The organism is Micromonospora sp. KC213, from assembly GCF_004348325.1.
Classification (GTDB): domain Bacteria; phylum Actinomycetota; class Actinomycetes; order Mycobacteriales; family Micromonosporaceae; genus Micromonospora.
Genome location: NZ_SMKF01000089.1, coordinates 1 through 23382 on the forward strand (window position 1 = coordinate 1; position 23382 = coordinate 23382).

Sequence of the window (23382 nt, forward strand, 5' to 3'; positions counted from 1 at the left end):
CTCCACCCACCCTGGCCCGGCCCGCTTTGACCCGACCCGACCCGATCACGTGCGGGCTGCGGCATCACGTCCGCGCGGATCACGCCGGCCTCGCCGATCACCGGCTTCCGGCGTATCCGGTTGGGACGGTGGGCGCAACGGTACGGGTCAGACGGCCGGGGCCTTGCCGAGTGCGACCTCGGCCCGCTCCTCCGGCGTGGCGTCGGCCGGCGGGACGTCGTTGCTCGACCGCAGCGGCACCTCCCTGATGAACCAGGCCAGCACGGGCACCGCGATGGTGAAGAACACCGCCCAGACGAAGACGTGCGAGATGGCGCCGGAGAGGCCACCCAGCACCGCCTCGCGCAGTTGCGCCGGCAGTTGGCGCAGCGCCTCCAGGTTCATACTCCGACCCTCGCCCGCGCCGCCACCGCCGAAGGCGGCGCCGGCCGGTGAGTCGGCGAGCCGGTGGGCGAAGATGGCGCCGAACAGCGAAAGGCCGAACGAACCACCGATGGAGCGGAAGAAGGTGGCCGCGCCGCTGGCCGCCCCGAGGTCGCGCTGACCGACGCTGTTCTGTGCGATCAGCATCGTGGTCTGCATGAGGAAGCCCATGCCGACGCCGAGCACGACCAGGTAGAGCGAGGACTCGATCTTGCTGGTGTCGGCGTCGAGTCGGGTCAGCAGGGCCATGCCGGCGGTCATCACCACCCCGCCGATGATCGGGAACGCCCGGTACCGGCCGGTCTTCGTGATGGCCCGGCCGACGACCAGCGAGACCACGAGCATGCCGAACATCAGCGGCAGCAGCAGCAGGCCGCTGCTGGTGGCCGAGGCGCCCTGCACGGTCTGCTGGTAGAGCGGCAGGAAGTTCATCGCGCCGAACATCGCGAAGCCGAGCAGAAAGCCGATCACCGAGATCAGCGCGAAGTTGCGGTTGGCGAAGAGGCCCAGCGGCAGGATCGGCTCGACAGCACGCCGCTCGACGAGGCCGAAGGCAGCCAGCGCCACCACGGCCAGCGCGGCCAGACCGAGGATCTGCGGCGAGCGCCACGGGTACTGGGTGCCGCCCCAGGTGGTGACCAGCACGATCGCGGTGATACCGACGGAGAGCAGCACGGCGCCCAGCCAGTCGATCCGATGCTCGGTGCGGTACTTCGGCAGGCGCATGGTGGTGGCGAGGACGAGCAGCGCGACACCGCCGAGCGGCAGGTTGACGTAGAACGCCCAGCGCCAGGAGAGGTTGTCGGTGATGAAGCCGCCGACCAGCGGGCCGGCCACCATGGCGATGGCCATGATGCCGGCGATCATGCCCTGGTAGCGGCCCCGTTCCCGGGGCGGCACCAGGTCACCGATGCTCGCCATGACGCCGACCATCAGGCCACCGGCGCCCAAGCCCTGCACGGCACGGAACGCGATCAGCTGGACCATGCCGTTGTCGACGCCGCCGAGCAGTTCGGAGCCGGCCATGCCGCAGAGCGCGGAGCCGGCCAGGAAGAGGACCACGGAGGTCAGGAAGACGCCCTTACGCCCGTACAGGTCGCCTAGTTTGCCCCAGATCGGGGTGGAGACCGTCGTACCCAGAACGTACGCGGTGACAATCCAGGTGAAGTGGTTCGCGCCGCCGAACTCGAGCGCGATCCGGGGCAGGGCGGTGCTGACGATCATGTTGTCGAGCATCGCGAGCATCATGGCGATCATCAGCCCGATCAGCACGAACCGGACATTGGGTCGCGCCGCCACCTTCTCCTGACTCATCGGTAAGCTCCCCCCACGGATTCGATCCACTGACTTGCCGGCCGGTCAGTAACCTTACTAGCCGTACGGTAAGTTGGGCAGGCAACGACGGTCAAGCGGGTTAGGTGGTCGAGGTGGGAGAGAGCACAGGCGGCACGCGTGCCCGCATCCAGGCCGTGGCCCTGGAGCTGTTCACCGAACAGGGGTACGAGAAGACGTCGCTGCGGGAGGTCGCCGAGCGGCTCGGCGTGACCAAGGCGGCGCTCTACTACCACTTCAAGAGCAAGGACGAGATCGTCAGCAGCTTCGTCGAGGACCGGCTACGCCGGATGGACGAGCTGATCGCCTGGGCGGAGCGGCAGCCGATCGGCCCGGCGACCCGACGCGCGCTGCTCGCCCGCTACGCCGACGACCTGTTCACCAACGAACAGTCCTCGGTGATGCGCTTCTTCGAGCAGAACCAGACCGTGCTCAAGAGCCTCGCCGCCGGGAAGCAGATGCGCGAGCGCATGCTGCGTCTCGCCGACGCGCTGGCCCGCGGCCACGACGACCCGGCTTCCCACCTGCGCGCCACACTGTCCCTCTTCGCGGTGCACAGCAGTTGGTTCGCGGCACGCGCACCCGAGCTCAGCGACGACGAACGCCGACGGATCGCGCTGGAGGTCGCCGAGGAACTGTTGGCGAAGATCACCACGGGCGTCACCGAGGAGGTCGCCGAGGAAGCGCTGCGGAGCAGCGCCGAACCCGACCGAGGCGGCACCGACGCGGCCGACCGCAGCGACGGGCACGGTGTCGACAACGCAGCCACCGCCCGGCACTGAGCGTAGCCCGCGCCCAGGGTTGCCGCTGGGTGCGGCAGGTTGCGGGTACCCGGCCTCCGGACACCACCACATGCCGCAACCGACGGCCGAATCACCCGGGCGGACAGCACACCGTCGTGCCCAGTCAGAGCAGCACCCGGCCGATCAGGCGGGCAACTCCAGGCGCAGACCGAGCAGTCGCACCCCCGGCACCGGCGACCAGTCCCGCTGCGGCACCCGCCGGAACCCGATCCGCTCGTACAGCCGCCGCGCGGCCTCGGCCATGCCGGCACGGATGCTGATCACCACCGCCGTGCAGCCCAGCGCCACGGCCCGGTCGACGCACGCCCGGGCCAGGGCCTGTCCGGCACCTCGGCCCTGGGCGGCCGGGTCCACGGCCAGCATCCGGAACTCGGCCTCACCCGGGCCGGACAGTTCCGCGTACGGGCTGCCGGGCAACACGAAGGTCACCGAACCGAGCACCGCCCCGGTCACCGGGTCCGCCGCCACCAGCACCACTCCGGCACCCGCCCGGGTCGCCACGTCGGCGAGCACCTCCGCGTACCCGGGCTCGTCCTTGAGCTGGCCGTCCGCCTCGTACGCGGCGACGGTCAGCCGGGCGATCGCCGCATAGTCGGCCGGGGTCGCCGGCCGGACCGTCAGGCCGGTCAATCGATCACGGCGATCAGGTCGCCGTCCTGCACGACGTCACCCTCGTTGACGGCGAGTTGCCGGACCACGCCGTCGGATTCGGCGACGACCGGAATCTCCATCTTCATCGACTCGAGGATCACCAGCGTGTCCCCCTCGGACACGGTGTCGCCGGCCGACGCGACGACCTTCCAGACGTTGGCCACCATCTCGGCGCGGATTTCCTCGGCCATCTCCCGGCCCTCCCTCTCGCGGTTACCTGCCGACGTATCCAATCATGCGCACGCCACGCGCGGGCGGGGAGCGGCAGTCGTGCGCTCTCCCACCGGCGAGCCGCGCCCCGTCCCGCCCCGCTGGGCGGGCGTGCCGCCCCGGCGGACGACGGCGCGGCCCGGCCGCACTAGCATCAGCGGGTCGGACCCGGGCGCCGGGAGGACCGGTGCGTGCACCGGCGCCGGGGTCGCCACGGCAGGGATCCGACCATCACGAGGAGGTCAGCATGGCGAAGAAGGCCCGCAAGAAGAAGGCCCGCAAGAAGAGCAGCGCCAACCACGGCAAGCGCCCCAACTCCTGACCTCGCGCGGCGGACCGCGTCGACGGATCAGACAGCACGGTGGCCCGGGTCGATTCGACCCGGGCCACCGTCGTCCGTGCTCAGTCGGCGAGTTCCCGCGACTCGGTGGTCTCGAAGACCACCAGTTCGGTGAGGCGCAACCGCAGTCGCTCACGCAGCTGGTCGGGGGCCGTCTCGTTGCCGCAGCAACGGGCCACCAGCGCCTTCACCTCCTGTTCGATGCCGTACTCGCGCAGGCAGGGCCCGCACTCGTCCAGGTGGTACCGGATCAGCTCGCGCCGTTCCTCCGCGCACTCCAGGTCGAGATAGAGGTAGACCTCGGCCAGGACCTCACGGCAGTCCGTCTCGTGCGGCTCTCCACAGCTCATGTCACACCTCCCGGCCGGCGGTGGTCGAACCCTTGGTGGACTGCGCGGCGGTGAACCCCCGCTCCGCCGCGTAACTCTCCAGCAGCTTGCGCAGATTACGGCGACCGCGGTGCAGCCGCGACATCACCGTGCCGATCGGCGTGCCCATGATGTCGGCCACCTCCTTGTAGGAGAAGCCCTCGACGTCGGTCAGGTAGACCGCCAGCCGGAACTCCTCCGGCAACTGTTGGAGGGCCTCCTTCACGTCGCTGTCCGGCAGTCGGTCCAACGCCTCGGTTTCGGCCGAGCGCAGACCGCTGGAGGTGTGCGACTCAGCCTCGGCGAGCTGCCAGTCGGTGATCTCGTCGGTGGGCGCCTGGATGGGCTGGCGCTGCCGCTTCCGGTAGGAGTTGATGTAGGTGTTGGTCAGGATCCGGTACAACCAGGCCTTCAGGTTCGTGCCCTGTTCGAACTGGTGGAAGGCCGCGTACGCCTTCAGGTACGTCTCCTGGACCAGGTCCTCCGCGTCGGCGGGGTTGCGGGTCATCCGCAGCCCGGCGGCGTAGAGCTGATCGACGAAAGGCATCGCGTCCCGCTCGAAGCGGGCCCTGCGCTCGTCCGTCTTCTCGGTGGTCAACCGCACATCCCCTCGCGTCGGATGCTTTCCCGCCGAGAATACGCGCCCCGCCCGGCCCGTAGATCCCGTTCCGGCGGGCGTGCCCGTGCCCACCACCGGGCCGTCCACCGCCGCGGGCCATTCCGGGGCCGCCAGCAACTGCCGGAGCTGCCGCGACTCCCGTTCGTCCCGTTCCCGGCTCCGTGTCTCGGTCGGCACCGGTCACCCCTCTCACCAGACGTCTGTCTCCGGTGGGGGTAACGCGCGGTCCCGGTCCCGGCATTCCGCCGGACGGTTTCCCGTTCCTGGTCCCGGCCTCGGCGGGACCGGTGCTGGGCGCCTCGGCACGGCCGACGCTGGGACCAGGAAGGGCCTGGGAGGGACGGCGACGCCGCCCGGACCGGGCGTGCGACACCATCCGATGCAACGACCACCCACCGCACCCGGTCACGGCCCTCCGCCGTCGCCGGTTGCGGCACAGGTACGGGCGTCAGGGCAGGGGTCACCCGGTGGTCCAGCCGCGTCCGCGCAGCCAACGGCGTACCACCTCGGCGCTGCCGGCCGGATCCTGCCGCAGGTCGTGCCGCTCCCCGGGGCGGACCACCACCTCGACCGCGCCGCCCGCGACGGGCACCCCAAACGGGTCCCGGTCGCCGTTGACCACCAGCGTGGGCAGTCCGGTACGCAGTTCCGCGGCGCGTGACCGCTCCGGCCGGCCCGGCGGATGCAGCGGGAAGGCGAGCGCCACCACGCCGACGGCTGCGACGGTGGTGGCGGTGCGGCAGGCCACCCGCGCGCCGCTGGACCGCCCGCCCACCACCACGGGTACGCCGGCGTGGCGCGCACGCAGTACGGCCAACACCGCCGTCCACGCCTCGTCGAGGTGGCCGGCCGGAGCCGGTGCGCGCCGCCCGGCCACCCGGTACGGCTGGGTCACCCGCGCCACGGCCACCCCGACCCCGACCACGGCGTCGCGGACCGCCACCAGATCCGGGGCGTCCACGTCGCCGCCCGCGCCGTGCCCGAGCACGAGCAGGGCGACGGGTGGACCGGCCGGCAGGTCGGTCACCACCTGGGCGGGTCCGCGCGGCGTGTCGATCACGTCGTGGTCCGGCACCGGACCATTGTCCGGCCCGGCCGTCTTCCGCACCGCACGGGGCCGCACGATGGGCCCGTGACCACACGGGGCGGCACGATCCGCCCGGCCGGACGCTGGTTCAGCTCAGCGGCACGAGGGTGAGCAGGCGGTCGCGCACCGGCGGGCCGGCGTCGTCGGCCGCGTCGGGATCCGGCTGGACCTCGGTGCGCCAGGCGACCAGCATGGCGCGGCGCTCGCGCGGCGTGGTGCCGCCCCAGACGCCGTGGCAGTCGCCGACCTCCAGCGCCCAGGCCAGACAGGACCCCTGGACGTCGCAGCTGCGGCACAGCGCGACGGCGGCGTCGGCCGGCTCGTTCGGCGCCGGAAAGAAGGTCTCCGGATCCACACTCTGGCAGGTCCCCCTGGTCCGCCAGGCTTCGTCCTGTCGCCGTTCGCGCAACGCGCGCAGGAGTCGCGGATCGCGTCGTGCGGCGGCTACTTCGTGCGGTCGGGGCATACGCGCCCGGGTCATCACACCCACCTCCCCCGTGGGACCGGCAAGATCGACGGGCGTCATTCGCACTGCGCGAAAGCGCTCCCAGTGCCGGCGCTCGGTTCTATCGCACCGGCGGCGCTGGAGACAAGAGGCAGCGCGCAAACATGCCTGAAGATCCGAGCGACGTTTCGCCCGGAACTCTGGCAATTGGTACACGACAATGTCGTGTGACCGACCATTCAGAACAGTCTCATTTCCTCCCCGCTGCGCTCCTGCGGCAACGGCACCCGTTGGACCAACCCGGGCCCGTCGTTGCGGACGTCCCCCACCGCCGGCCCCACCGGGCGGATCTCCAACCCGTCGAGCCAGCCGGGCGGAGGCGGAACGAGCAGCGCGGTCGGGTCGTCGGCCGGTGCCAGCCAGTCGTCCCACCGCTGTCGGGGCACCAGCACCGGCATCCGATCGTGCACCTCGGCCAGTTCCCCGACGGCCGCGGTGGTCAGCACACTGAACGTGAGCAGCGACTCCCACCGCGACCAGATGCCGGCGAAGGCCAGCACCGAGCCGTCCCGCGGGGTCAGGTAGTAGGGCTGCTTGCCGCCGTCCGGGCGGCGGGCCCACTCGTACCAGCCGTCGGCCGGCACGAGGCAGCGCCGGCGGGCGAACGGGTCGGCGTACGCCCGGCTGGTCGCCACCGTCTCGGCCCGCGCATTGATCATCCTTGCCGCGCCGGCCGCCGAGCGGGACCAGTGCGGCACCAGCCCCCACCGTCCCACCGACAGCACCCGCCCGGCGTCGGCGTCCACCCGGACCACCGGCACCGGGTCGGTCGGGGCGACGTTGTGATCCGGCCCGAGCCGGCCGCCGGTCTCGTCGTACGACTCGAACAGCGCGCTCAGGTCGGCGGCGCTCCTTGTCGTCGCGTACCTCCCGCACATGGCGCACACGCTAACGCCCCGCGCCCGCGCCGGCTGTCCCGCCAACCGGGAGTCGAGCCGCCGCGCGGGTTCCGTGGGCCGCCGGACTTGGCAGAATGTCACTGTGGGAAATCCGACCGCGACCCGGCCGCCGCAGCCGTGGACCGCTCCGACCGCCAGCGACCCGGTGGCGGCGACACTGCGCCTACCCGGCTCCAAGTCGATGACCGCCCGGGCCCTGGTGCTCAGCGCACTGGCCGGCGGGCCGTCGACCCTGCACGCGCCGCTGCGCGCGCGGGACACCGAGCTGATGGCCGGAGGGCTGCGGGCGATGGGCGCGCACGTGTCGGTCTCCGACGACGAGCGCTGGCTGGTCCGGCCCCATCCGCTGGTCGGCCCGGCCCACGTCGACGTCGGGCTGGCCGGCACGGTGATGCGCTTCGTGCCGCCGGTCGCCGGGCTGGCCGAGGGGCAGGTCACCTTCGACGGCGACCCGCAGGCCCGGGTCCGCCCGCTCGGCCCGCTGATCGGCGCGCTGCGCTCCCTCGGCGTCCGCATCGACGCCCCCGCCACCGGCAGTCTGCCGCTGGTGGTACAGGGCACCGGCCGGGTCACCGGGGGTGAGGTGGTGATCGACGCCTCCGCCTCCAGCCAACTCGTCTCCGGGCTGCTGCTCGCCGGGGCCCGGTTCGACCGGGGGGTGGTGGTCCGGCACGTCGGTCCGCCGGTCCCGTCCGCGCCACACCTGCGGATGACGGTGCAGATGCTCCGGGCCGCCGGGGCGGCGGTCGACGACGGCACCCCGGACGTCTGGACGGTCGAGCCCGGCCCGCTGACGGGGCGCGGCTGGGAGATCGAACCCGACCTCTCCGGCGCCGTGCCGTTCTTCGCCGCCGCACTGGTCACCGGCGGCGAGGTGACCTTGCAGGGTTGGCCGCACCGCAGCGCCCAGCCGGTCGAACGGCTCCGCTCGCTGTTGCGGCAGATGGGCGGCGAGGCGACCCTGACCACCAGCGGGCTGACGGTGCGCGGCACCGGCACGGTGCACGGGTTGGAAGCCGACCTCTCCGACGTCAGCGAGCTGACCCCGGTGCTGACCGCGCTGGCCATGCTGGCCGACTCCCCCTCCCGGCTGACCGGTATCGCACACATCCGGGGCCACGAGACCGACCGGATCGCGGCACTGGCCCGCGAGTTCACCGCGCTCGGCGCGGACCTCACCGAGAGCGCCGACGGGCTGCAGATCCGGCCCCGCCCGCTGCGCGGCGGAATCTTCCACACCTACGCCGACCACCGGATGGCGCACGCCGCCGCGGTGGCCGGGCTGGCCGTCCCGGGCATCGAGGTGGACGACGTGGCGTGCACCTCGAAGACCATGCCGGAGTTCCCGGCGCTATGGTCGGCGATGGTGACCGGCAAGAGCTGACGCGGACAAGGGGGCGGTCCTGGCAGGCAGGCGGGAGTACGACGAGGACGACGTACGGGTCCGGCCCGGGAAGTCCTCGCGTCCCCGTACCCGCACCCGGCCCCGGCACACCGACGCGGTCGACGGCTTCGTGATTGCCGTCGACCGCGGCCGCTACACCTGCATACTCTCCGCCGTCTCCGACGCCCCCACCGTCACCGCCATGCGCGCGCGCGAACTGGGCCGCAAATCGGTGGTGGTCGGTGACCGGGTGGGTCTGGTGGGCGACACCTCCGGGGCGGCCGGCGCGCTGGCCCGGATCGTCCGGATCGCCGAGCGGCGTTCGGTGCTGCGGCGCACCGCCGACGACGACGAGACGACCGCCGAGGGGCGGCTGGAGCGGGTCGTGGTCGCCAACGCCGACCAACTGGTGATCGTCAGCGCGCTGGCAGACCCGCCGCCGCGGACCGGTTTCATCGACCGCTGCCTGGTGGCCGCGTACGACGCGGGCATCGAGCCGCTGCTCTGCCTGACCAAGGCCGACCTGGCCAGCCCTGAGCAGGTGCTCGGCTACTACGCGGAGTTGGAACTGCCGTACGTGCTGGTCCGACCGGACTCCGACCTCGACGCGCTGCGCGCCCTGCTCGCCGGCCGGGTCTCGGTGATGGTGGGGCACTCCGGGGTGGGCAAGTCGACTCTGGTCAACCGGCTGGTGCCGGACGCGGCCCGGGCGGTGGGCACGGTCAGCGCGATCGGCCGCGGCCGGCACACCTCCACCAGCGCGGTGGCGTTGCGACTGCCCGCCGCTGCCGGCACCGACGACGACCCGGGCTGGATCGTGGACACCCCGGGGGTACGCAGCTTCGGGCTCGCCCACGTCTCCGCGGAGAGCCTGCTGCACGGCTTCCCGGACCTGGTCGAGGCCACGGCCGACTGCCCGCCGAACTGTGCGCACACGGCCGAGGAGGCCGACTGCGCGCTGGACGCCTGGGTGGCCGCCGGCAGGGCCGATCCGCGCCGGCTGGCGTCGTACCGCCGGTTGCTGGCCTCCCGCTCCGGTGAGGGTGACCCACGGGAGCCGGAGCGCAATCCGGGTGATCCGCTCGCCGGCTCCTGACCGGCCCCGCACGACCCGGCCGCCGGGGCGGGTCCGGGCCGCCGCTACCGTTGCCGGCATGACCGGGTACGCCGACGACATCGCCCTCGCCCATCGGCTCGCCGACGCCGCCGACGCCATCTCGACGGCCCGGTTCCGCGCGCTCGACCTGCGGGTGGAGGCGAAGCCGGACCTGACCCCCGTCTCGGACGCGGACACCGCCGTGGAGCGGGAGATCCGGGCCCTGCTCGTCGCCGAGCGGCCGGGGGACGGTCTGCTCGGCGAGGAGTACGGCGAACAGCCCGCCGTCGGTCCGGCGGGCCGGCGCTGGGTGGTCGACCCGATCGACGGGACCAAGAACTTCGTCCGCGGCGTGCCGGTCTGGGCCACGCTGATCGCGCTGCTGGAGGGCGACCGCCCGGTGGTCGGGCTGGTCTCCGCCCCGGCGCTGGGCCGCCGCTGGTGGGGCGCCTGCGGCGCGGGCGCGTACGCGGGGCCGGACGCCGCCTCCGGCGAGCCGATCCGGGTCTCCGCGGTACGCGACCTGGCCGACGCGAGCTTCTGTTACTCGTCGCTGACCGGCTGGGAGCAGGCGGGCCGGCTGGACGCGGTGCTCCAGATCATGCGGGACAGTTGGCGCAGCCGGGCCTACGGTGACTTCTACGGTTACATGCTGCTCGCCGAGGGTGCCCTGGACGTCATGGTGGAGCCCGAGTTGTCGCTGTGGGACATCGCCGCCCTGGTGCCGGTGGTCACCGAGGCCGGTGGCACTTTCACCGACCTGGCGGGGCGCCCCGCCCCGGCTGGCGAGGCGGGTGCGGAGAGCAGCGCGGTCGCCACCAACGGTCGACTGCACCCGGAGGTTCTGGCCCGGCTGGCACAGCCGACCGCGCGCTGAGCCGGCAACACCCTCTATCCTCGCCAGGTGGTGTCCTCCGGGTGGTGCTTTCTCGCGGCGATGATCGTCGCATACGGATTCGCCAACATGTTGCAGTCGGTCGCCGCCGCCCGGACGACCGTGCACCACACCTTCGACCCGGCTCTGCTGCTGCGGCTGGCCAGCCACCGCACGTACGTGGTGGGGCTGGTCTTCCAGGTGGCCGGCTTCGTGCTGGCCTTCCTGGCCCGGCGGGACCTGCCGCTGTTCTTGGTGCAGGCGAGCGTGGCCGCCGGCCTCGGGGTGACCGCCGTACTCGGGGTGGTGGTGCTGAAGTGGCGCCTGCCGACCACCGAGATCGCCCTGCTGGTGCTGCTGTTCGGCGGGATCACCGCGCTGGTGCTCTCCGCCCAGCCGGCCCCGTCGAAGGCGCTCGGCACCGCCGGCCTGATCACCCTGGCGGTCGCGCTCGGCGGCATCGCCGTGCTGGGTTTCTTCGCGGTACGCCTGCGTGGCTCACCCGGGTCGGTGGCGCTCGGCTCGCTGGCCGGACTGGCCTTCTCCGCGGCGGCGGTCGCCGCCCGGCCGCTGGCCTCGGCGCCGTCGGTCGAGGCGTTCGCCCGGGACCCGCTGCTCTACCTGCTGATCGCGCACTCCGTGGTGGGGCAGCTGCTGCTCGGCCTGGCCATGCAGCGCGGTTCCACCACGGCCGCGGTGGCGGCGATGGACGCCGCGGGCGCGGTGCCCGCCGCGATCGTCGGCCTGCTGCTGCTCAACGACAAGATCTGGCCGGGGCGGGAGTGGCTGGCGGCGATCGGCTTCCTGGTCACCCTGGCCGCCGTGATCGGATTGACCCGGTACGCCGAGCCGCAACACCATCACGCGGTCGCCCGGGACCGGGAACGGGCGATGGTCGGCGCGGCCCGCGGCCGGGCGGCGCCGCCCAGCCGGTGAGCACCGGCCACCGGGTCACCGCGGTTCCCGGTCAGGCCTCGACCGGTCTGCGTTTCCCGACCACCCGTTCGTAGAGGCGTTCCAGCGCGCTGGCGGTGCGTTCCCAGGTGTAGCTGCACCGGACCCGATCCACGGCGGCGTGTCCGTACGCGAACCGTCCGGCGTTGTCGGCGAGCAGCCGCCGCAGCGTGACACCGAGGGTACGGACGTCGCCCGGTGGTACCAGCCGGCCGGTGACCTCGTCGACGACGGCGTCGGCGACGCCCCCCATCGCGTAGCCGACCACCGGCACACCGCAGGCCATCGCCTCCAGCGACACCCGCCCGGCGCTGGCGTAGTGGGGGGTGCAGGTCACCACGTCGGCCGACCGGTACCAGGTGGCCATCTGGTCGTGCGGCACCGCACCCACCAGCTTCACCTGTTCGGCGACCCCGGTGCGTTCGGCCAGCTCACGCAGTCGGCGGGCCTCGGCGTGGGTGGCGAGCTGCTCGGACGGCGGCCCACCGGCGATGACCAGTTCGGCGTCGCCGACCAGGCGCAGCGCCCGGATCACGTCCTCCTGGCCGTGGCCGGGCGACAAGCCCCCCACGGAGAGGATGCGGGGCCGCTGGTCACGGGGGGCGGCTTCCCCGTCGGGGTGGAACCGCACGGTGTCCACGCCGGTCGGCACCATCGCCACCGAGGTGCGTTGCAGGCCCATCCGGGTCAGTTCGTCGACCTCGTCGTTCGACTGCGCGATGGCGATGTCGACCGCGCGGGTGAGCGCCCGTTCCAGCGGGATCCGCTCCCCCGGGCCGTCGTAGCGCTGGCCCAGGTGGCGCAACTGCTCGACGCCGAGGGAGTGGAAGGTCTGCACGACCGGGATGTCCGTCTCGCGGACCGCGTGGGCGGCGGCCAGCCCACCGAGCCAGTAGTGCCCGTGCACCACCTCGGGCGTCCACTCTCCGGCCCACCGGTCGGCCAGCCAGCGCCCGAACTCCGCCATGTGCCCGACGAGCGCGGCGCTGGGGGTGGGGTGGGGCGGTCCCACCGGCACCCGTTCGACGCGGTAGCCGTCGACCTCGGCGGCGGGCGGCAGGACCGGGTCGTCCCGACGCTCGTAGACCCGCACATCGTGGCCACGCCCGGCCAGCTCGGCGGCGACCCGGGCGATGTGCTCGTGGGTGCCGACGGCAGGGCCGTCCGCATGCCGGCTGAGGCCGGCGTGCGCGCAGACGAGGCCGACGCGCATGGTGCACCTCCATGCGATCTGCGAGGGATGGTCCTCGGTCAGAGGGTCCCATTAACCGAGCGTTGACGAGCCGAAACCTGGCAGATCGGGAGAACCGGTGAGGTGGAGCAGCGGATCGAGTGGGCGTCGACGGCATGACCTGCGTCGGTCGCGGGTACCGAGCAGAAATGCCGCTGACCCGCCCGCTCGCCGACGCCACGGTGGTGATCACCGGTGCCTCCAGTGGAATCGGCACCGCCACCGCGTACGACCTGGCCCGCCGAGGCACCGCCGTCGTCCTCGCCGCCCGCAGCGAGTCCGCCCTGTCCGACGTCGCCCGCCGCTGCCGGGAGTTGGGCGGCCGGGCGCTGGCCGTGCCGACGGACGTCACCGACCCGGTGGCCGTCGAGGACCTGGCCGCCCGGGCGGTGGCCGAGTTCGGCCGGATCGACGCCTGGGTGAACAACGCGGCGGTCAGCGCGGTCGGCCTCTTCGACGAGATTCCGGTGGCGGAGTTGCGCCGGGTGGTGGAGGTGAACCTGCTGGGCACCGCGTACGGCATGCGGGCGGCGTTGCCGTGGCTGGCCGCGGCCGGCGGCGGCGTGCTGGTCAACAACGCGTCGGTGCTGGCGGAGGTGGCGATGCCGTACCAGTCGGCGTACAACGCCACCAAGCACGGTGTCCGGGGCCTGGCCGACACCGTCCGGCAGGAGCTGCGGGTCACCGACCGGGGAACAATCTCGGTCTGCACCGTGCTGCCCGCCACCATCGACACCCCCTTCTTCCGGCACGCCGGCAACCACACCGGACGGGAGCTGGTACCGCCGCCGCCGGTCTACCCGCCGGAGCTGGTGGCCGAGACGATCGTCCGGCTGTTACGCCGCCCCCGCCGCGAGGCGTACGCCGGCGGCGCGGCCCGGCTGATGGGCCTACAGTGGCGGCTCGCGCCGGCACTGACCGAACGGGCGCTGGGCTGGTACGTCCACCGCACCCAGTTCGGGTCCGCCCGGGCGGCGCAGAGCAGCGGAAACGTGTTCCGGCCGGACGCGGAGGCGGTCCGGGAGGGCGGCTGGCAGGGCCGACGCAGGCGGCTGACCCGGCTCACCGCGGCGTTCGGGCTCGCCGCCGCCGGTACCGCGGTCGGAACGGTGGCCGCGATGACCCGCCGTACCCGAAGCGGCCGATGAACGTGCCGGAGCGGCCGGGTGCGGCACCGGTCACTGCGGTGCACAATGGGACGATCATGCCGACGGAGACGCGATGCGTGGTGGAGGCGGACGAGTCGTCCGCCGTCGTGCGGCTGGTCGGCCTGCTGGAGCCGGTCGCCGCCGACCGGGTACGGGCCGCTCTGCTGACCCGGCTCAGCGACCGCCCCGGTCCGATCGTGGTGGACGTCGCCCAACTGCGCTCGATCGGCGCGACGGCCGCCGGGATGCTGGCCGAGGTGCGGCGTACCGTCGCCGACTGGCCCGCCGCGGATCTGCTGGTGGTGGACCCGGCCGGGATGATCACCGGGCCGCCGGTCGCCGGGCTGACCGTCTGCGCCACCCTGGACGAGGCCACGGCCGCGCTGGCCCGCAGGCCGCTGGCCGCCCTGGACCTGGCACCCGAGGTGGGGGCCGCGCGCCGGGCCCGGGAGCTGGTGGTCGACGGCTGCGCCCGGTGGGGCATACCGGAGCTGACCGAGCCGGCGTGTATCGCGGTCACCGAGATGGTCAACAACGTGGTGGCGCACGCCCGGACGCCGATGACGGTCCGGCTGGCTCCGCGCGACCACCGCCTGCACGTCGCGGTCCGTGACCGGTCCCGGCAACAGCCGAGCTACGCCGGGCCGGCTCCGCTCACCTCCACCGGCGGTCGTGGGCTGCTGCTCATCGACACGGTGGCCCGGCGCTGGGGCAGCACCGCGGTACCGGACGGCAAGGTGGTGTGGTGTGTGCTGCACGCCGAGGACGAAGCCGCACACCGGGGCTGATCTTCCCCTTTCGTCCCGATCTCAGGCGGCAGTGGCGGTTACCCGGTGGGCGGCAGTGGGTAGTGCTCAGCCATGCGCGACGACGAGTACCCGACCCCCGTGTCCGACCCCGAGGCCGACGGCCTGCCCGACACCGCAGACGACGACTCGACCGCCAACGACGACGTGCTCACCGGCCGGGAGGCGGACGGCCCGGCGCCGGCCCAGCTGCCGGGCGACCGCACGCCGGTGGCGGTGGACCATTTCGGGACCACCGCCGAGGAGCAGCTCGACGGCGAGTCGCTGGATTACAAACTCCAGCGGGAACAGTACGAACGCCCCGCCGACGATCCGCTGGCCGGCCCGATCGACCCGGACATCGCCGCCGAGGCGGACAGCGACGAGGCCGCCGCCCAGGCCCAGCTCGACGCCGACGTGCTCGACCCCGGCCCCACCTCGGACCCGAACTCCCCGGTCTCGGTCTACGACCACGGCCAGCTCGGCACGGTCGCCGACCACCAGGTGGGCCGACTCGTCGAACCGGACGAGGGCGCGCACACCGACCAGGAGACCGACAACGTCGCGTACGACGCCGGCGCCGCCGGTGGCGGGGCCAGCGCCGAGGAGCTGGCGATCCACGAGACCCGTCCCCCGGAGGCGCACTGACCTCTCAGGCGTCCAGCCCGCGCTCGATCGCGTAGCGGGTCAGCTCCACCCGGTTGTGCAGCTGGAGCTTGCCCAGCGTGTTCTGGACGTGGTTCTGCACGGTGCGGTGCGACAGGCCCAACCGCCCGGCGATCTGCTTGTACGACAGCCCCTTGGCCACCAGCCGCAGCACCTCGGTCTCCCGCTCGGTGAGCCGGGGTGCCGCGTCGTCTCCGCCGTCGCCGGCCGCCCGCCCCGGCGCGGCGGCGAGCCGCCGGTACTCGCCGAGCACCAGCCCGGCCAGGCCCGGGGTGAAGACCGGTTCCCCGGCGGCGGTGCGGCGCACCGCGTCGAGGAACTCCGCCGGCGCGGCGGACTTCACCAGGTAGCCGGTGGCACCGGCCTTCATCGCGTCGAGCACGCTCTGCTGTTCGCCGCTGGCGGAGAGCATCAGCACCCGCACCTCGGGCAGCACGGCGCGCATTCCCTGGATCACGGCCACGCCGGAGATGTCGGGCAGTTGGAGGTCGAGCACCACCACGTCCGGGCGGGTGGCCGCCGCCACCCGGATCGCCTGCCGCCCCTCCCCGCTGGTGGCGACGATTTGGTGGCCGGCCTCGGTGAGATCCCGGGCCACCCCCTCGCGCCACATCGGATGGTCATCGACCACCATCACCCGGACCATGCTCATCCGCCCTTCCTCGGTACGACCAGTTCCAGCTCCGTGCCCTCGCCAGGATTGGTGGTGATGCGCACCTCGCCGCCGAGGTCGGCGATCCGGCCCCGGATGGACTGGGCCACCCCGAGCCGCCCCTGCCGGGCCGCCTCGGCCAGGTGTCCGTCGGGTATGCCCGGGCCGGCGTCGCGCACCGAGACGGTCACCGTCTCCCCCTCGTCCTCGACCAGCACCCACGCCCGGCCGCCGGCGTGCCGCTCGACGTTGTCCAACGCCGCCGCGACCGCCGCCGCCAGCTCCCGCGCCGCCCGGGCCGGCAGCGGGACGGGGGTCGCCGGGACGGAGAGCGAGACGGCCGGCGAGGCGTGCCGGCCGAGCAGGGCCCGCAGATCCACCGCGCCGTCCTGCGCGCCGGCCGCGGGGACCGGGTCGCCGCCGGCGATGAGCGCCCGCAGCGCCGCCTCCTGTTCACCGGCGAGGCGGGCCAGCTCGCCGGCCTCCCCGTCGAGGTGCGCGCCGCGCCGCTGCACCAGCGCGAGCACCTGGAGCACCGAGTCGTGGATGCCCCGGGCCAGCCGCTCCCGTTCCCGGGTGGCGGCCTCCAGCTCCACCGCCCGCTGCAACCGTTCCTGGGCGGTCACCGCCAGTCGGGCCACGTGTCCGACGATCACGCCGGCGAGCAGCAGCAGGATCAGCCCGGTGACCGAGGGGGTGCCGAACCCGCGGGCGGCCAGGTCCGCCACGCCGAGCACCACTGCGGCCAGCGCACCGCGCCGTCGGCCGCCGGAGACCGCCCAGGCCAGCACCGGAGCGCCCTCCCAGACCACGGCCAGGGTGGGGGTGCCGGCGGCGAGCGCCGCCCGGCCGACCACCCACGGGGTCACCGCGAGGACGGCCAGCGCGACCGCGAGGTCGGCCAGGAGCAGCGGCCAGCCCCGGTGCGCCGGCCGGGCGTAGCAGGCCGTGATCACCACGGACCAGACCAGCATCACCAGCAGGGCGACCACGGCGGCGAACGGGTGGGCGTACCGGTCGGCGTCCCGGGCGACCAGGACGCCGACGTACGCCAACGACGCGAACCGGAAGACGGCGATGGACCGCCAGAGCGGATCCTCGAAACCCCCCGGCGACGACGGCATGGCCGACACGATGCCACACCTCACCGGGCTACCCGCCCGGCCGGGCGCCACCGAACGGAGAAGACTGACGTACGGTGGAAATGCCGCGAATGACCGAGCTGCGCCGTTGGGACAGAGCCATGGCCAACGCAGACCTGCCAGCACCGCGTACGGTTGTGCCCATCGAACCCGCCCTCCTCATCGCCCAGGCATTCGACCAGGCGCAGGTGACCGAGCTGCGACACTCGGTCGGTTCCTGCATGCGGTCCGCCGGGCTGGACGGGCAACGCCTGGACGACTTCGTGCTGGCGGTCAACGAGCTGATCACGAACGCGGTCCGGCACGGCGGCGGGCAGGGCTGGCTGCGGCTGTGGCGACACACCGGCGAGATCGTCTGCGAGGTCGCCGACCATGGGGGCGGCATCAGCGCGCAGCGGCTGAGCGACCGGTCCCGCCCCGCCCCGGAGACCGCGGGCGGCTGGGGGCTGTGGCTGGCCCGTGAGCTGAGCGACACCATGGAGGTGGACACCGGCCCGGCCGGGACCACGGTACGGATCAGCGCGTCCGTCGTCGCCACCCGGCACGCCGGCGCGGACTAGCTCCGCGGCGCCGACCCGCGCCCGGTGCGGTGCGGGGCTCAGCCGAAGAGGGCGCTGACCGACTCGCCGTTGTGGATCCGGCGCATCGCCTCAGCCAGCGCGGGCGCCACGGAGAGGATCTCCAGCTTCGGCACCCGCTTCTCCGCCGGGATCGGCACGGTGTTGGTGCAGACGATCTCCAGTACCCCCTCCTGCGCGCTGAGCCGTTCCAACGCGCCGCTGGAGAACAACCCGTGGGTGCAGGCGAGCCGGATCGAGCGCACGTTCCGCTCCCGTAGGTGGGTCATCAGCTCGATGACCGTGCTGCCCTTGGCGATCTCATCGTCCAGGACGATCACGTCCCGGTCGGCGACGTCGCCGATCACCGTGCTGATCTTGACCCGGTCGTCACTGAACCGCTGCTTGGCACCGGCGGCGACCGGGGTGCCCAGCATCCGCGCGAACGCCGCCGCCTCCTTGGCGTTGCCCAGATCCGGGGAGACCACGACGGCGTTGCTCAGGTCGTACCGGCGGAAGTGCGAGGCCAGCTCGCGCAGCGCGTGCAGGTGGTCGACCGGGACGCTGAAGAAGCCGTGCACCTGCGGCGAGTGCAGGGTCAGCGCCAGCACCCGGTGAGCTCCGGCGGAGGTGAGCAGGTCCGCGACGAGCCGGCCGCCGATGGAGATGCGCGGGGCGTCCTTCTTGTCCGACCGGGCGTACGCGTAGTGCGGCAGCACCACCGTGATCCGTCCGGCGGAGGCGCCCCGGGCGGCGTCGATCATGAGCAGCAGCTCGACCAGATGCTCCTGCACCGGGGGCACCAGCGGCTGGATCAGGAAGACGTCCCGCTCCCGGCAGTTCGCCTGCAACTGCACCTCCAGGCAGTCGTTGGCGAACCGGGACACCCGCACGGGATGCAGGGGGACGTCGAGGTGGGCACAGATCTCGGCGGCGAGGTCGGGATGGGCGGTTCCGCTGAAGACGGCGATGTCACGCACTTCCCAGATCGTACGGGCCGGCACCTGTTCTCCGGGGGCGGCCCTGCCGGGTACGGTGCCGCCATGACCGGAGAGTACGTCGCCGCCATCGACCAGGGCACCACCTCGTCACGGTGCATCGTCTTCGACCGGGCCGGGGAGATCGTCTCCGTGGCCCAGCGCGAGCACCGGCAGATCTTCCCCGAGCCCGGCTGGGTGGAACACGACGCCGAGGAGATCTGGTCCAACGTCCAGTCGGTGGTCCGGGACGCGCTGGCCCAGGCCGGCACCGGGCCGGCGGGGTTGGCCGCGGTGGGCATCACCAACCAGCGGGAGACCACCGTCGTCTGGGACCGGGCCACCGGCCGCCCGGTGGCCAACGCCATCGTCTGGCAGGACACCCGCACCGGCCCGCTGCTGCGCGAGCTGGCCGAGACGTACGGGGAACAGAAGCTGCGCGAACGGACCGGCCTGACCCTCGCCACCTACTTCGCCGGGCCGAAGCTGCGCTGGCTGCTGGACAACGTCGACGGGCTGCGCGAGCGCGCGCAGCGGGGCGAGGTGCTCTTCGGCACCATGGACAGCTGGCTGATCTGGAAGCTGACCGGGCGGCACGTCACCGACGTGACCAACGCCAGCCGGACGATGCTGATGGACCTGGAGACCCTGGACTGGGATCCGGAACTGCTCGAGGCCATGCGGGTGCCGGCGGCGATGCTGCCGGAGATCCGCTCCTCGGCCGAGGTGTACGGCACCGCCGACGGGCCGCTGCCCGGGGTGCCGGTGGCCAGCGCCCTCGGCGACCAGCAGGCCGCCCTGTTCGGGCAGACCTGTTTCCAGCCGGGCGAGGCGAAGTGCACCTACGGCACCGGCAGTTTCCTGCTGCTGAACACCGGCGCCAGCCCGGTGCCCTCCCGACACGGCCTGCTCACCACGGTGGCGTACCGGATCGACGGGCACCCGGCCGCGTACGCCCTGGAGGGCGCGATCGCGGTGACCGGCTCGCTGGTGCAGTGGCTGCGGGACAACCTGGGATTGATCTCGTCCGCCGCAGAGGTGGAGGAGCTGGCCCGCATGGTCGACGACAACGGCGGCTGCTACGTGGTGCCCGCCTTCTCCGGGCTGTTCGCGCCGCACTGGCGCAGCGACGCCCGAGGGGTGATCGCCGGGCTGACCGGCTACATCACCAAGGGACACCTGGCCCGCGCGGCACTGGAGGCGTCGGCCTGGCAGACCCGCGAGGTGGTCGACGCGATGAACGCCGACTCCGACGTGGCGCTGCGCCGGCTCCGGGTGGACGGCGGGATGACCGCGAACGGCCTGCTGATGCAGTTCCTCGCCGACGTGCTCGACGTGCCGGTGGTACGGTCCCGGATCACCGAGACCACCTGCCTCGGTGCGGCGTACGCGGCCGGCCTGGCGGTCGGCTTCTGGCCGGATCTGGCCACCCTGCGCGAGCAGTGGCGCTCGGACGCCCGGTGGGAGTCCGCCATGACGCCCGAGCACCGCGACCGCGAGCTGCGCAACTGGCGTAAGGCGGTCGAGCGCACGTTGAACTGGGTGGACTGACGTCCGGTCGCCCGCGCCCGGTCAGGCCCAGCGGTTGCCGGTGAGTTTCTCGTAGACGTCGACGTAGCGGGCCCGGGTCGCCTCGACCACCTCGGCGGGCACCTCGGGCGCCGGGGGCTGCTTGTCCCAGCCGCTGTGCACGGCCCAGTCCCGGACGTACTGCTTGTCGTAGGAGAACTGGGCGCGGCCCGGCTGGTACGACTCGGCCGGCCAGAACCGGGACGAGTCCGAGGTGAGCAACTCGTCGCCGATCATGAGGGTGCCGTCGGACGCCCACCCCAGCTCGATCTTGGTGTCGGCGATCAGGATGCCCCGGTCGGCGGCGACTTCCGCGCCCCGGCGGTAGACGTCGAGGGTGATCTGCCGCAACCGCTCGGCGGTCTCGGCGCCGACCGTCTCCACCACCTGGGCGAAGGTGATCGGCTCGTCGTGCTCGCCCACCGGCGCCTTCGTCGACGGGGTGAAGATCGGCTCGGGCAGGATCGACGCCTCGACCAGCCCGCGCGGCAGCTCGATCCCGCAGACCCGGCCGGTGGCCTGGTACTCCTTGAGGCCACCGCCGGTGAGATAGCCGCGGGCCACGCACTCGACCGGCACCATGTCCAGCCGCCGGCAGCGAATCGCCCGGCCGGCGAACTCCGCCGGTACGTCGGTGGCGGACAGCACGTGGTTCGGCATCAGGTCGGCCAACTGCTCGAACCACCAGAGCGAGAGCGCGGTGAGTAGTCTGCCCTTGTCCGGGATCGGGGTCGGCAACACCACGTCGTAGATCGAGATCCGGTCCGAGGCGACCAGGATCAGGTCGTCACCGTCGGCGTAGACGTCCCGTACCTTGCCCGAATGCAGAAGTTCCACGCGGCCTAGTAGACCACGTGGCGGCGAACGCCGGGTGCGGCCACCCGGCCGCCGGGTACGAGGTGCGGGGGTGTCCCGGACGCCTGACCTCGCATCGACGGCGGGGACACCTCTGGGGCGTTGACACCCCGGCGCGAGTCCTGCGTGAATGGTCCGGTTCGCGTCCACCTGCCCAGGAGTCCTCCGTGCGCGTTGCCCGTCCCCCGATCTCCCGGCCCGGCGCAGATCCGGCGCGGCGGCGGCTGCTCGGCGCACTGCTGGCGGTGCCGGCGCTCGCCGCCGGCGGGCTCACCGGGTGCCGCGAGGAGATCACCGGCCGCGACGACGGGCCGATCGAACTGTCCGTCTTCTGGTTCGGCGACGCGCTGCGGGCCCAGACGACCGAGCGGGCGCTGCGGCTCTACTCCACCCGCAACCCCCGGGTCAGCTTCCGGGTGACCTGGCAGGGCCTGAACGGCTACTACGACCGGCTCGCCACCCAGTCCACGGGCGGGAACGTGCCGGACCTGTTCCAGCTCGACGAGTCGGTGCTGACCGAGTACGCGAGCCGGAGCATCACCCTCGACCTGGACCCGTACACCGCGGACGGCCGGCTCGACCTCAGCGGCCTGCCGCCCGGGCTGGCCGAGTACGGCCGGGTGAACGGGCGCGTCGTCGGCGTACCGGCCGGGCAGACCCACGCGGCCGTGGTCTACAACCGGGACCTGCTGCGCCGGCTCGGGGTGCCGGCGCCGGTGGGGGCCATGCCGTGGGCGGACTACGTGACGTGGGCCGCCCGGGTGACCCGAGCCAGCAACGGCCGGGTCGCCGGCACCATGGACCCCTCGGGTGACCTGCGGGCCCTGTGGCTCTGGCTACGCGGCCAGGGCGCGCGGTTCTACCAGGGCCGGCAACTCGGGTTCGACTCGGCGCTCCTGGTGGACTGGTTCGAGCTCTGGCAGCGGGCCCGGGCCGACCGGGCGACCCCGGCGCCGGCGCTCGTCGACCGCGCCGACGGCGGCGAGCCGGCGCGGCAACTGGTGGTCACCGGGCACACCGCCGCCTCGTTCGCCTGGTCGCACCAGCTTCCCGAGTTGCAGCGCCACACCAGCGACGAGCTGGCCCTGGTCGGCTCGCCCGGCCCGCCGGCCGCGGAGTGGGACCGCGCCTCGATGTACTGGGCCGGGTTCCGTGGCACCCGGCAACCCGCCGTGGTGGCCGACGTCATCCAGTTCCTCGCCACCGACGTCGAGGCGGGCCGCGTCCTCGGCACCGAACGCGGGCTCCCACCGGACCTCGTGGTGCGCGACGCCGTCACCAGATCGCTCACCGACCCGGTGACCACTCGCGTCGCCGCCCTCGGCACGGCCATGCGCGGTCTGGTCGGCCCGGCACCCGCACCGCCGCCCCGGGGGCACGGCCGGGTGGCGACGCTCCTCGCCACCTCGGCCCGGACCATCCGCTCCGGATCGGCGGGCGTGCGTGCCACCACCACGAGGTTCATGGCACAGGCCCAGTCCGCACTCGCCGCCTGACTCACCCGCGACCCCGGCCGGGCCCGGGACGGGTCAGCGCGGCGGACCGTTGCGGCGGTTGCGCATCAGCCGCAGTACCAGCAGGACGATCGCCACGACCACCACGAGGCAGCACAGCAGGCCGAGGAACCCGCCACCCCTTCCCCTGCGCCGTGCCGCCTCCACCACCAGCTCACCGGTGCCCGTGGACGCCCAGGCCGCCACCGGCACGAACACCGCGAGCACGACCGTACCGAGGACCGCACCCAGTCGGCCCCACCACCTGTTCCAAGAAGACATACCCCCATCCTGACCGAGATGGGCAACCCCGGCACCCGGACAGGCGGGAATGCCGTGTCGACCCACCACAGGTGGGACGCCGCCGGCCTTCAGGCGTCCCGGCCGACCGGATACGGGATACGGGATACGGGATACGGGAACAGCGAACGGCCCTCCGGAGAAGATCCGGAGGGCCGTTCGTCGTGGTAGCGGGGACAGGATTTGAACCTGCGACCTCTGGGTTATGAGCCCAGCGAGCTACCGAGCTGCTCCACCCCGCGTCGGCTCCATAAGCCTAGCGCATCCCCGTCGTGGCGATCCGCCGGGTCCCCGGATCACGCCCGGACCCCTGCCGGCGGGGTACGCCGGGCATCGAACCTGGACCACGCAAACGGCCCTCCGGAGAAGATCCGGAGGGCCGTTCGTCGTGGTAGCGGGGACAGGATTTGAACCTGCGACCTCTGGGTTATGAGCCCAGCGAGCTACCGAGCTGCTCCACCC

Annotated in this window: 26 protein-coding genes and 1 tRNA gene; 12 read left to right on the top strand and 15 right to left on the bottom strand. The window is 73.1% G+C overall.

The window, feature by feature from the left end:
• Window positions 1-147: 147 nt before the first annotated feature.
• Window positions 148-1737 carry an MDR family MFS transporter gene (locus tag E1166_RS18355; RefSeq protein ID WP_132340457.1) on the bottom strand — a complete coding sequence of 530 codons (1590 nt, stop codon included), beginning with the start codon at window positions 1735-1737 and terminating at the stop codon, window positions 148-150.
• Window positions 1738-1850: 113 nt separating this feature from the next.
• Here E1166_RS18355 and E1166_RS18360 point away from each other — a divergent pair, with 113 nt between their 5' ends.
• The gene (locus E1166_RS18360; RefSeq protein ID WP_132340459.1) at window positions 1851-2537 is read left to right on the top strand and encodes a TetR/AcrR family transcriptional regulator; all 687 of its coding nucleotides are present in this window, start codon (window positions 1851-1853) and stop codon (window positions 2535-2537) included.
• A 144-nt stretch (window positions 2538-2681) separates the two neighbouring features.
• On the opposite strand, the gene E1166_RS18365 is transcribed toward E1166_RS18360, so the two are convergent.
• Both E1166_RS18365 and E1166_RS18370 read right to left on the bottom strand, forming a co-directional pair.
• Window positions 2682-3188, bottom strand: coding sequence for a GNAT family N-acetyltransferase (locus E1166_RS18365; protein ID WP_132340461.1), 507 nt, complete (start codon window positions 3186-3188; stop codon window positions 2682-2684).
• The gene (locus tag E1166_RS18370) at window positions 3185-3400 is read right to left on the bottom strand and encodes a biotin/lipoyl-binding carrier protein (protein WP_088992101.1); all 216 of its coding nucleotides are present in this window, start codon (window positions 3398-3400) and stop codon (window positions 3185-3187) included. The genes E1166_RS18365 and E1166_RS18370 overlap by 4 nt, the downstream gene beginning before the upstream one ends.
• Before the next feature lie 206 nt (window positions 3401-3606).
• Here E1166_RS18370 and E1166_RS32550 point away from each other — a divergent pair, with 206 nt between their 5' ends.
• On the top strand, window positions 3607-3741 hold the full coding sequence (locus tag E1166_RS32550; RefSeq protein ID WP_256370842.1) for a hypothetical protein: 135 nt from the start codon (window positions 3607-3609) through the stop codon (window positions 3739-3741).
• Window positions 3742-3821: 80 nt separating this feature from the next.
• Here E1166_RS32550 and rsrA read toward each other — a convergent pair whose 3' ends face one another.
• From rsrA to E1166_RS18395, 5 genes are all read right to left on the bottom strand, one after another.
• Entirely contained in the window at window positions 3822-4109 is a 288-nt protein-coding gene (gene rsrA, locus E1166_RS18375) for a mycothiol system anti-sigma-R factor (protein ID WP_132265805.1), read from the bottom strand.
• Between the two features lies 1 nt (window position 4110).
• A complete protein-coding gene (locus tag E1166_RS18380) occupies window positions 4111-4923 on the bottom strand; it encodes a sigma-70 family RNA polymerase sigma factor (RefSeq protein WP_165944371.1) in 813 nt (270 codons plus the stop codon).
• A 283-nt stretch (window positions 4924-5206) separates the two neighbouring features.
• Window positions 5207-5821 (bottom strand): alpha/beta family hydrolase, encoded by a 615-nt coding sequence (locus E1166_RS18385; protein ID WP_132340465.1) that lies wholly within the window; start codon window positions 5819-5821, stop codon window positions 5207-5209.
• A gap of 100 nt (window positions 5822-5921) precedes the next feature.
• Window positions 5922-6314 (bottom strand): WhiB family transcriptional regulator, encoded by a 393-nt coding sequence (locus tag E1166_RS18390; RefSeq protein ID WP_132340467.1) that lies wholly within the window; start codon window positions 6312-6314, stop codon window positions 5922-5924.
• Window positions 6315-6517: 203 nt separating this feature from the next.
• Window positions 6518-7216 (bottom strand): SOS response-associated peptidase, encoded by a 699-nt coding sequence (locus E1166_RS18395; RefSeq protein WP_132340469.1) that lies wholly within the window; start codon window positions 7214-7216, stop codon window positions 6518-6520.
• Window positions 7217-7319: 103 nt separating this feature from the next.
• Here E1166_RS18395 and aroA point away from each other — a divergent pair, with 103 nt between their 5' ends.
• From aroA to E1166_RS18415, 4 genes are all read left to right on the top strand, one after another.
• Complete coding sequence (aroA, locus tag E1166_RS18400) at window positions 7320-8621, top strand: 3-phosphoshikimate 1-carboxyvinyltransferase (RefSeq protein WP_132340471.1); 1302 nt, start codon at window positions 7320-7322, stop codon at window positions 8619-8621.
• A gap of 202 nt (window positions 8622-8823) precedes the next feature.
• Window positions 8824-9717 carry a ribosome small subunit-dependent GTPase A gene (rsgA, locus tag E1166_RS18405; RefSeq protein WP_132340497.1) on the top strand — a complete coding sequence of 298 codons (894 nt, stop codon included), beginning with the start codon at window positions 8824-8826 and terminating at the stop codon, window positions 9715-9717.
• Between the two features lie 58 nt (window positions 9718-9775).
• On the top strand, window positions 9776-10594 hold the full coding sequence (gene hisN, locus E1166_RS18410) for a histidinol-phosphatase (RefSeq protein ID WP_132340473.1): 819 nt from the start codon (window positions 9776-9778) through the stop codon (window positions 10592-10594).
• Window positions 10595-10654: 60 nt separating this feature from the next.
• Window positions 10655-11527: a hypothetical protein gene (locus tag E1166_RS18415; RefSeq protein ID WP_132265843.1), complete on the top strand. Its 873-nt coding sequence runs from the start codon at window positions 10655-10657 to the stop codon at window positions 11525-11527.
• A gap of 31 nt (window positions 11528-11558) precedes the next feature.
• Here the strand turns inward: E1166_RS18415 and E1166_RS18420 are convergent, their stop codons facing one another.
• Window positions 11559-12758, bottom strand: a complete 1200-nt coding sequence (locus E1166_RS18420) for a glycosyltransferase (RefSeq protein WP_132340477.1) — start codon at window positions 12756-12758, stop codon at window positions 11559-11561.
• A gap of 167 nt (window positions 12759-12925) precedes the next feature.
• On the opposite strand from E1166_RS18420, the gene E1166_RS18425 reads away from it, so the two are divergent.
• The 3 genes from E1166_RS18425 (at window position 12926) to E1166_RS18435 (ending at window position 15357) form a co-directional block, all read left to right on the top strand.
• On the top strand, window positions 12926-13924 hold the full coding sequence (locus E1166_RS18425; protein WP_132340479.1) for an SDR family oxidoreductase: 999 nt from the start codon (window positions 12926-12928) through the stop codon (window positions 13922-13924).
• Between the two features lie 56 nt (window positions 13925-13980).
• Window positions 13981-14712 (top strand): ATP-binding protein, encoded by a 732-nt coding sequence (locus tag E1166_RS18430; protein ID WP_243710421.1) that lies wholly within the window; start codon window positions 13981-13983, stop codon window positions 14710-14712.
• Between the two features lie 72 nt (window positions 14713-14784).
• On the top strand, window positions 14785-15357 hold the full coding sequence (locus E1166_RS18435) for a DUF5709 domain-containing protein (RefSeq protein WP_132265825.1): 573 nt from the start codon (window positions 14785-14787) through the stop codon (window positions 15355-15357).
• Window positions 15358-15361: 4 nt separating this feature from the next.
• Here E1166_RS18435 and E1166_RS18440 read toward each other — a convergent pair whose 3' ends face one another.
• Window positions 15362-16027: a response regulator transcription factor gene (locus E1166_RS18440; RefSeq protein WP_132340483.1), complete on the bottom strand. Its 666-nt coding sequence runs from the start codon at window positions 16025-16027 to the stop codon at window positions 15362-15364.
• Window positions 16024-17151 carry a DUF5931 domain-containing protein gene (locus E1166_RS18445; protein WP_132340485.1) on the bottom strand — a complete coding sequence of 376 codons (1128 nt, stop codon included), beginning with the start codon at window positions 17149-17151 and terminating at the stop codon, window positions 16024-16026. Before E1166_RS18445 ends, E1166_RS18440 begins: the two co-directional genes overlap by 4 nt.
• A 119-nt stretch (window positions 17152-17270) precedes the next feature.
• On the opposite strand from E1166_RS18445, the gene E1166_RS18450 reads away from it, so the two are divergent.
• On the top strand, window positions 17271-17729 hold the full coding sequence (locus E1166_RS18450; protein WP_132265829.1) for an ATP-binding protein: 459 nt from the start codon (window positions 17271-17273) through the stop codon (window positions 17727-17729).
• A 38-nt stretch (window positions 17730-17767) separates the two neighbouring features.
• On the opposite strand, the gene E1166_RS18455 is transcribed toward E1166_RS18450, so the two are convergent.
• Window positions 17768-18706, bottom strand: coding sequence for a ribose-phosphate pyrophosphokinase (locus tag E1166_RS18455; RefSeq protein WP_132340487.1), 939 nt, complete (start codon window positions 18704-18706; stop codon window positions 17768-17770).
• A 63-nt stretch (window positions 18707-18769) separates the two neighbouring features.
• Between E1166_RS18455 and glpK the strand changes: the two genes are divergently transcribed.
• Window positions 18770-20254 carry a glycerol kinase GlpK gene (glpK, locus tag E1166_RS18460; RefSeq protein ID WP_132340489.1) on the top strand — a complete coding sequence of 495 codons (1485 nt, stop codon included), beginning with the start codon at window positions 18770-18772 and terminating at the stop codon, window positions 20252-20254.
• Window positions 20255-20275: 21 nt separating this feature from the next.
• On the opposite strand, the gene E1166_RS18465 is transcribed toward glpK, so the two are convergent.
• Window positions 20276-21109 carry a phosphoribosylaminoimidazolesuccinocarboxamide synthase gene (locus tag E1166_RS18465; RefSeq protein ID WP_132340491.1) on the bottom strand — a complete coding sequence of 278 codons (834 nt, stop codon included), beginning with the start codon at window positions 21107-21109 and terminating at the stop codon, window positions 20276-20278.
• A gap of 185 nt (window positions 21110-21294) precedes the next feature.
• On the opposite strand from E1166_RS18465, the gene E1166_RS18470 reads away from it, so the two are divergent.
• Entirely contained in the window at window positions 21295-22623 is a 1329-nt protein-coding gene (locus tag E1166_RS18470; RefSeq protein ID WP_132340493.1) for an extracellular solute-binding protein, read from the top strand.
• Window positions 22624-22656: 33 nt separating this feature from the next.
• Here the strand turns inward: E1166_RS18470 and E1166_RS18475 are convergent, their stop codons facing one another.
• Both E1166_RS18475 and E1166_RS18480 read right to left on the bottom strand, forming a co-directional pair.
• The gene (locus E1166_RS18475; RefSeq protein WP_132340495.1) at window positions 22657-22902 is read right to left on the bottom strand and encodes a hypothetical protein; all 246 of its coding nucleotides are present in this window, start codon (window positions 22900-22902) and stop codon (window positions 22657-22659) included.
• A gap of 183 nt (window positions 22903-23085) precedes the next feature.
• Window positions 23086-23162, bottom strand: a tRNA-Met gene (locus E1166_RS18480).
• Window positions 23163-23382: the final 220 nt, after the last annotated feature.

Excerpts from the sequence above, each read along its gene's own strand:
- E1166_RS18355 (WP_132340457.1), bottom strand. The coding sequence starts at position 1,737 with ATGAGTCAGGAGAAGGTGGCGGCGCGACCCAATGTCCGGTTCGTGCTG.
- rsrA (WP_132265805.1), bottom strand. The coding sequence starts at position 4,109 with ATGAGCTGTGGAGAGCCGCACGAGACGGACTGCCGTGAGGTCCTGGCC.
- E1166_RS18390 (WP_132340467.1), bottom strand. The coding sequence starts at position 6,314 with ATGACCCGGGCGCGTATGCCCCGACCGCACGAAGTAGCCGCCGCACGA.
- hisN (WP_132340473.1), top strand. The coding sequence starts at position 9,776 with ATGACCGGGTACGCCGACGACATCGCCCTCGCCCATCGGCTCGCCGAC.
- E1166_RS18420 (WP_132340477.1), bottom strand. The coding sequence starts at position 12,758 with ATGCGCGTCGGCCTCGTCTGCGCGCACGCCGGCCTCAGCCGGCATGCG.
- E1166_RS18475 (WP_132340495.1), bottom strand. The coding sequence starts at position 22,902 with ATGTCTTCTTGGAACAGGTGGTGGGGCCGACTGGGTGCGGTCCTCGGT.
- E1166_RS18415 (WP_132265843.1), top strand. The coding sequence starts at position 10,655 with ATGATCGTCGCATACGGATTCGCCAACATGTTGCAGTCGGTCGCCGCC.
- E1166_RS18445 (WP_132340485.1), bottom strand. The coding sequence starts at position 17,151 with ATGCCGTCGTCGCCGGGGGGTTTCGAGGATCCGCTCTGGCGGTCCATC.
- E1166_RS18395 (WP_132340469.1), bottom strand. The coding sequence starts at position 7,216 with ATGTGCGGGAGGTACGCGACGACAAGGAGCGCCGCCGACCTGAGCGCG.
- E1166_RS18430 (WP_243710421.1), top strand. The coding sequence starts at position 13,981 with ATGCCGACGGAGACGCGATGCGTGGTGGAGGCGGACGAGTCGTCCGCC.
- E1166_RS18425 (WP_132340479.1), top strand. The coding sequence starts at position 12,926 with ATGCCGCTGACCCGCCCGCTCGCCGACGCCACGGTGGTGATCACCGGT.
- glpK (WP_132340489.1), top strand. The coding sequence starts at position 18,770 with ATGACCGGAGAGTACGTCGCCGCCATCGACCAGGGCACCACCTCGTCA.
- E1166_RS18435 (WP_132265825.1), top strand. The coding sequence starts at position 14,785 with ATGCGCGACGACGAGTACCCGACCCCCGTGTCCGACCCCGAGGCCGAC.
- E1166_RS18370 (WP_088992101.1), bottom strand. The coding sequence starts at position 3,400 with ATGGCCGAGGAAATCCGCGCCGAGATGGTGGCCAACGTCTGGAAGGTC.
- rsgA (WP_132340497.1), top strand. The coding sequence starts at position 8,824 with ATGCGCGCGCGCGAACTGGGCCGCAAATCGGTGGTGGTCGGTGACCGG.
- E1166_RS18440 (WP_132340483.1), bottom strand. The coding sequence starts at position 16,027 with ATGAGCATGGTCCGGGTGATGGTGGTCGATGACCATCCGATGTGGCGC.
- E1166_RS18450 (WP_132265829.1), top strand. The coding sequence starts at position 17,271 with ATGGCCAACGCAGACCTGCCAGCACCGCGTACGGTTGTGCCCATCGAA.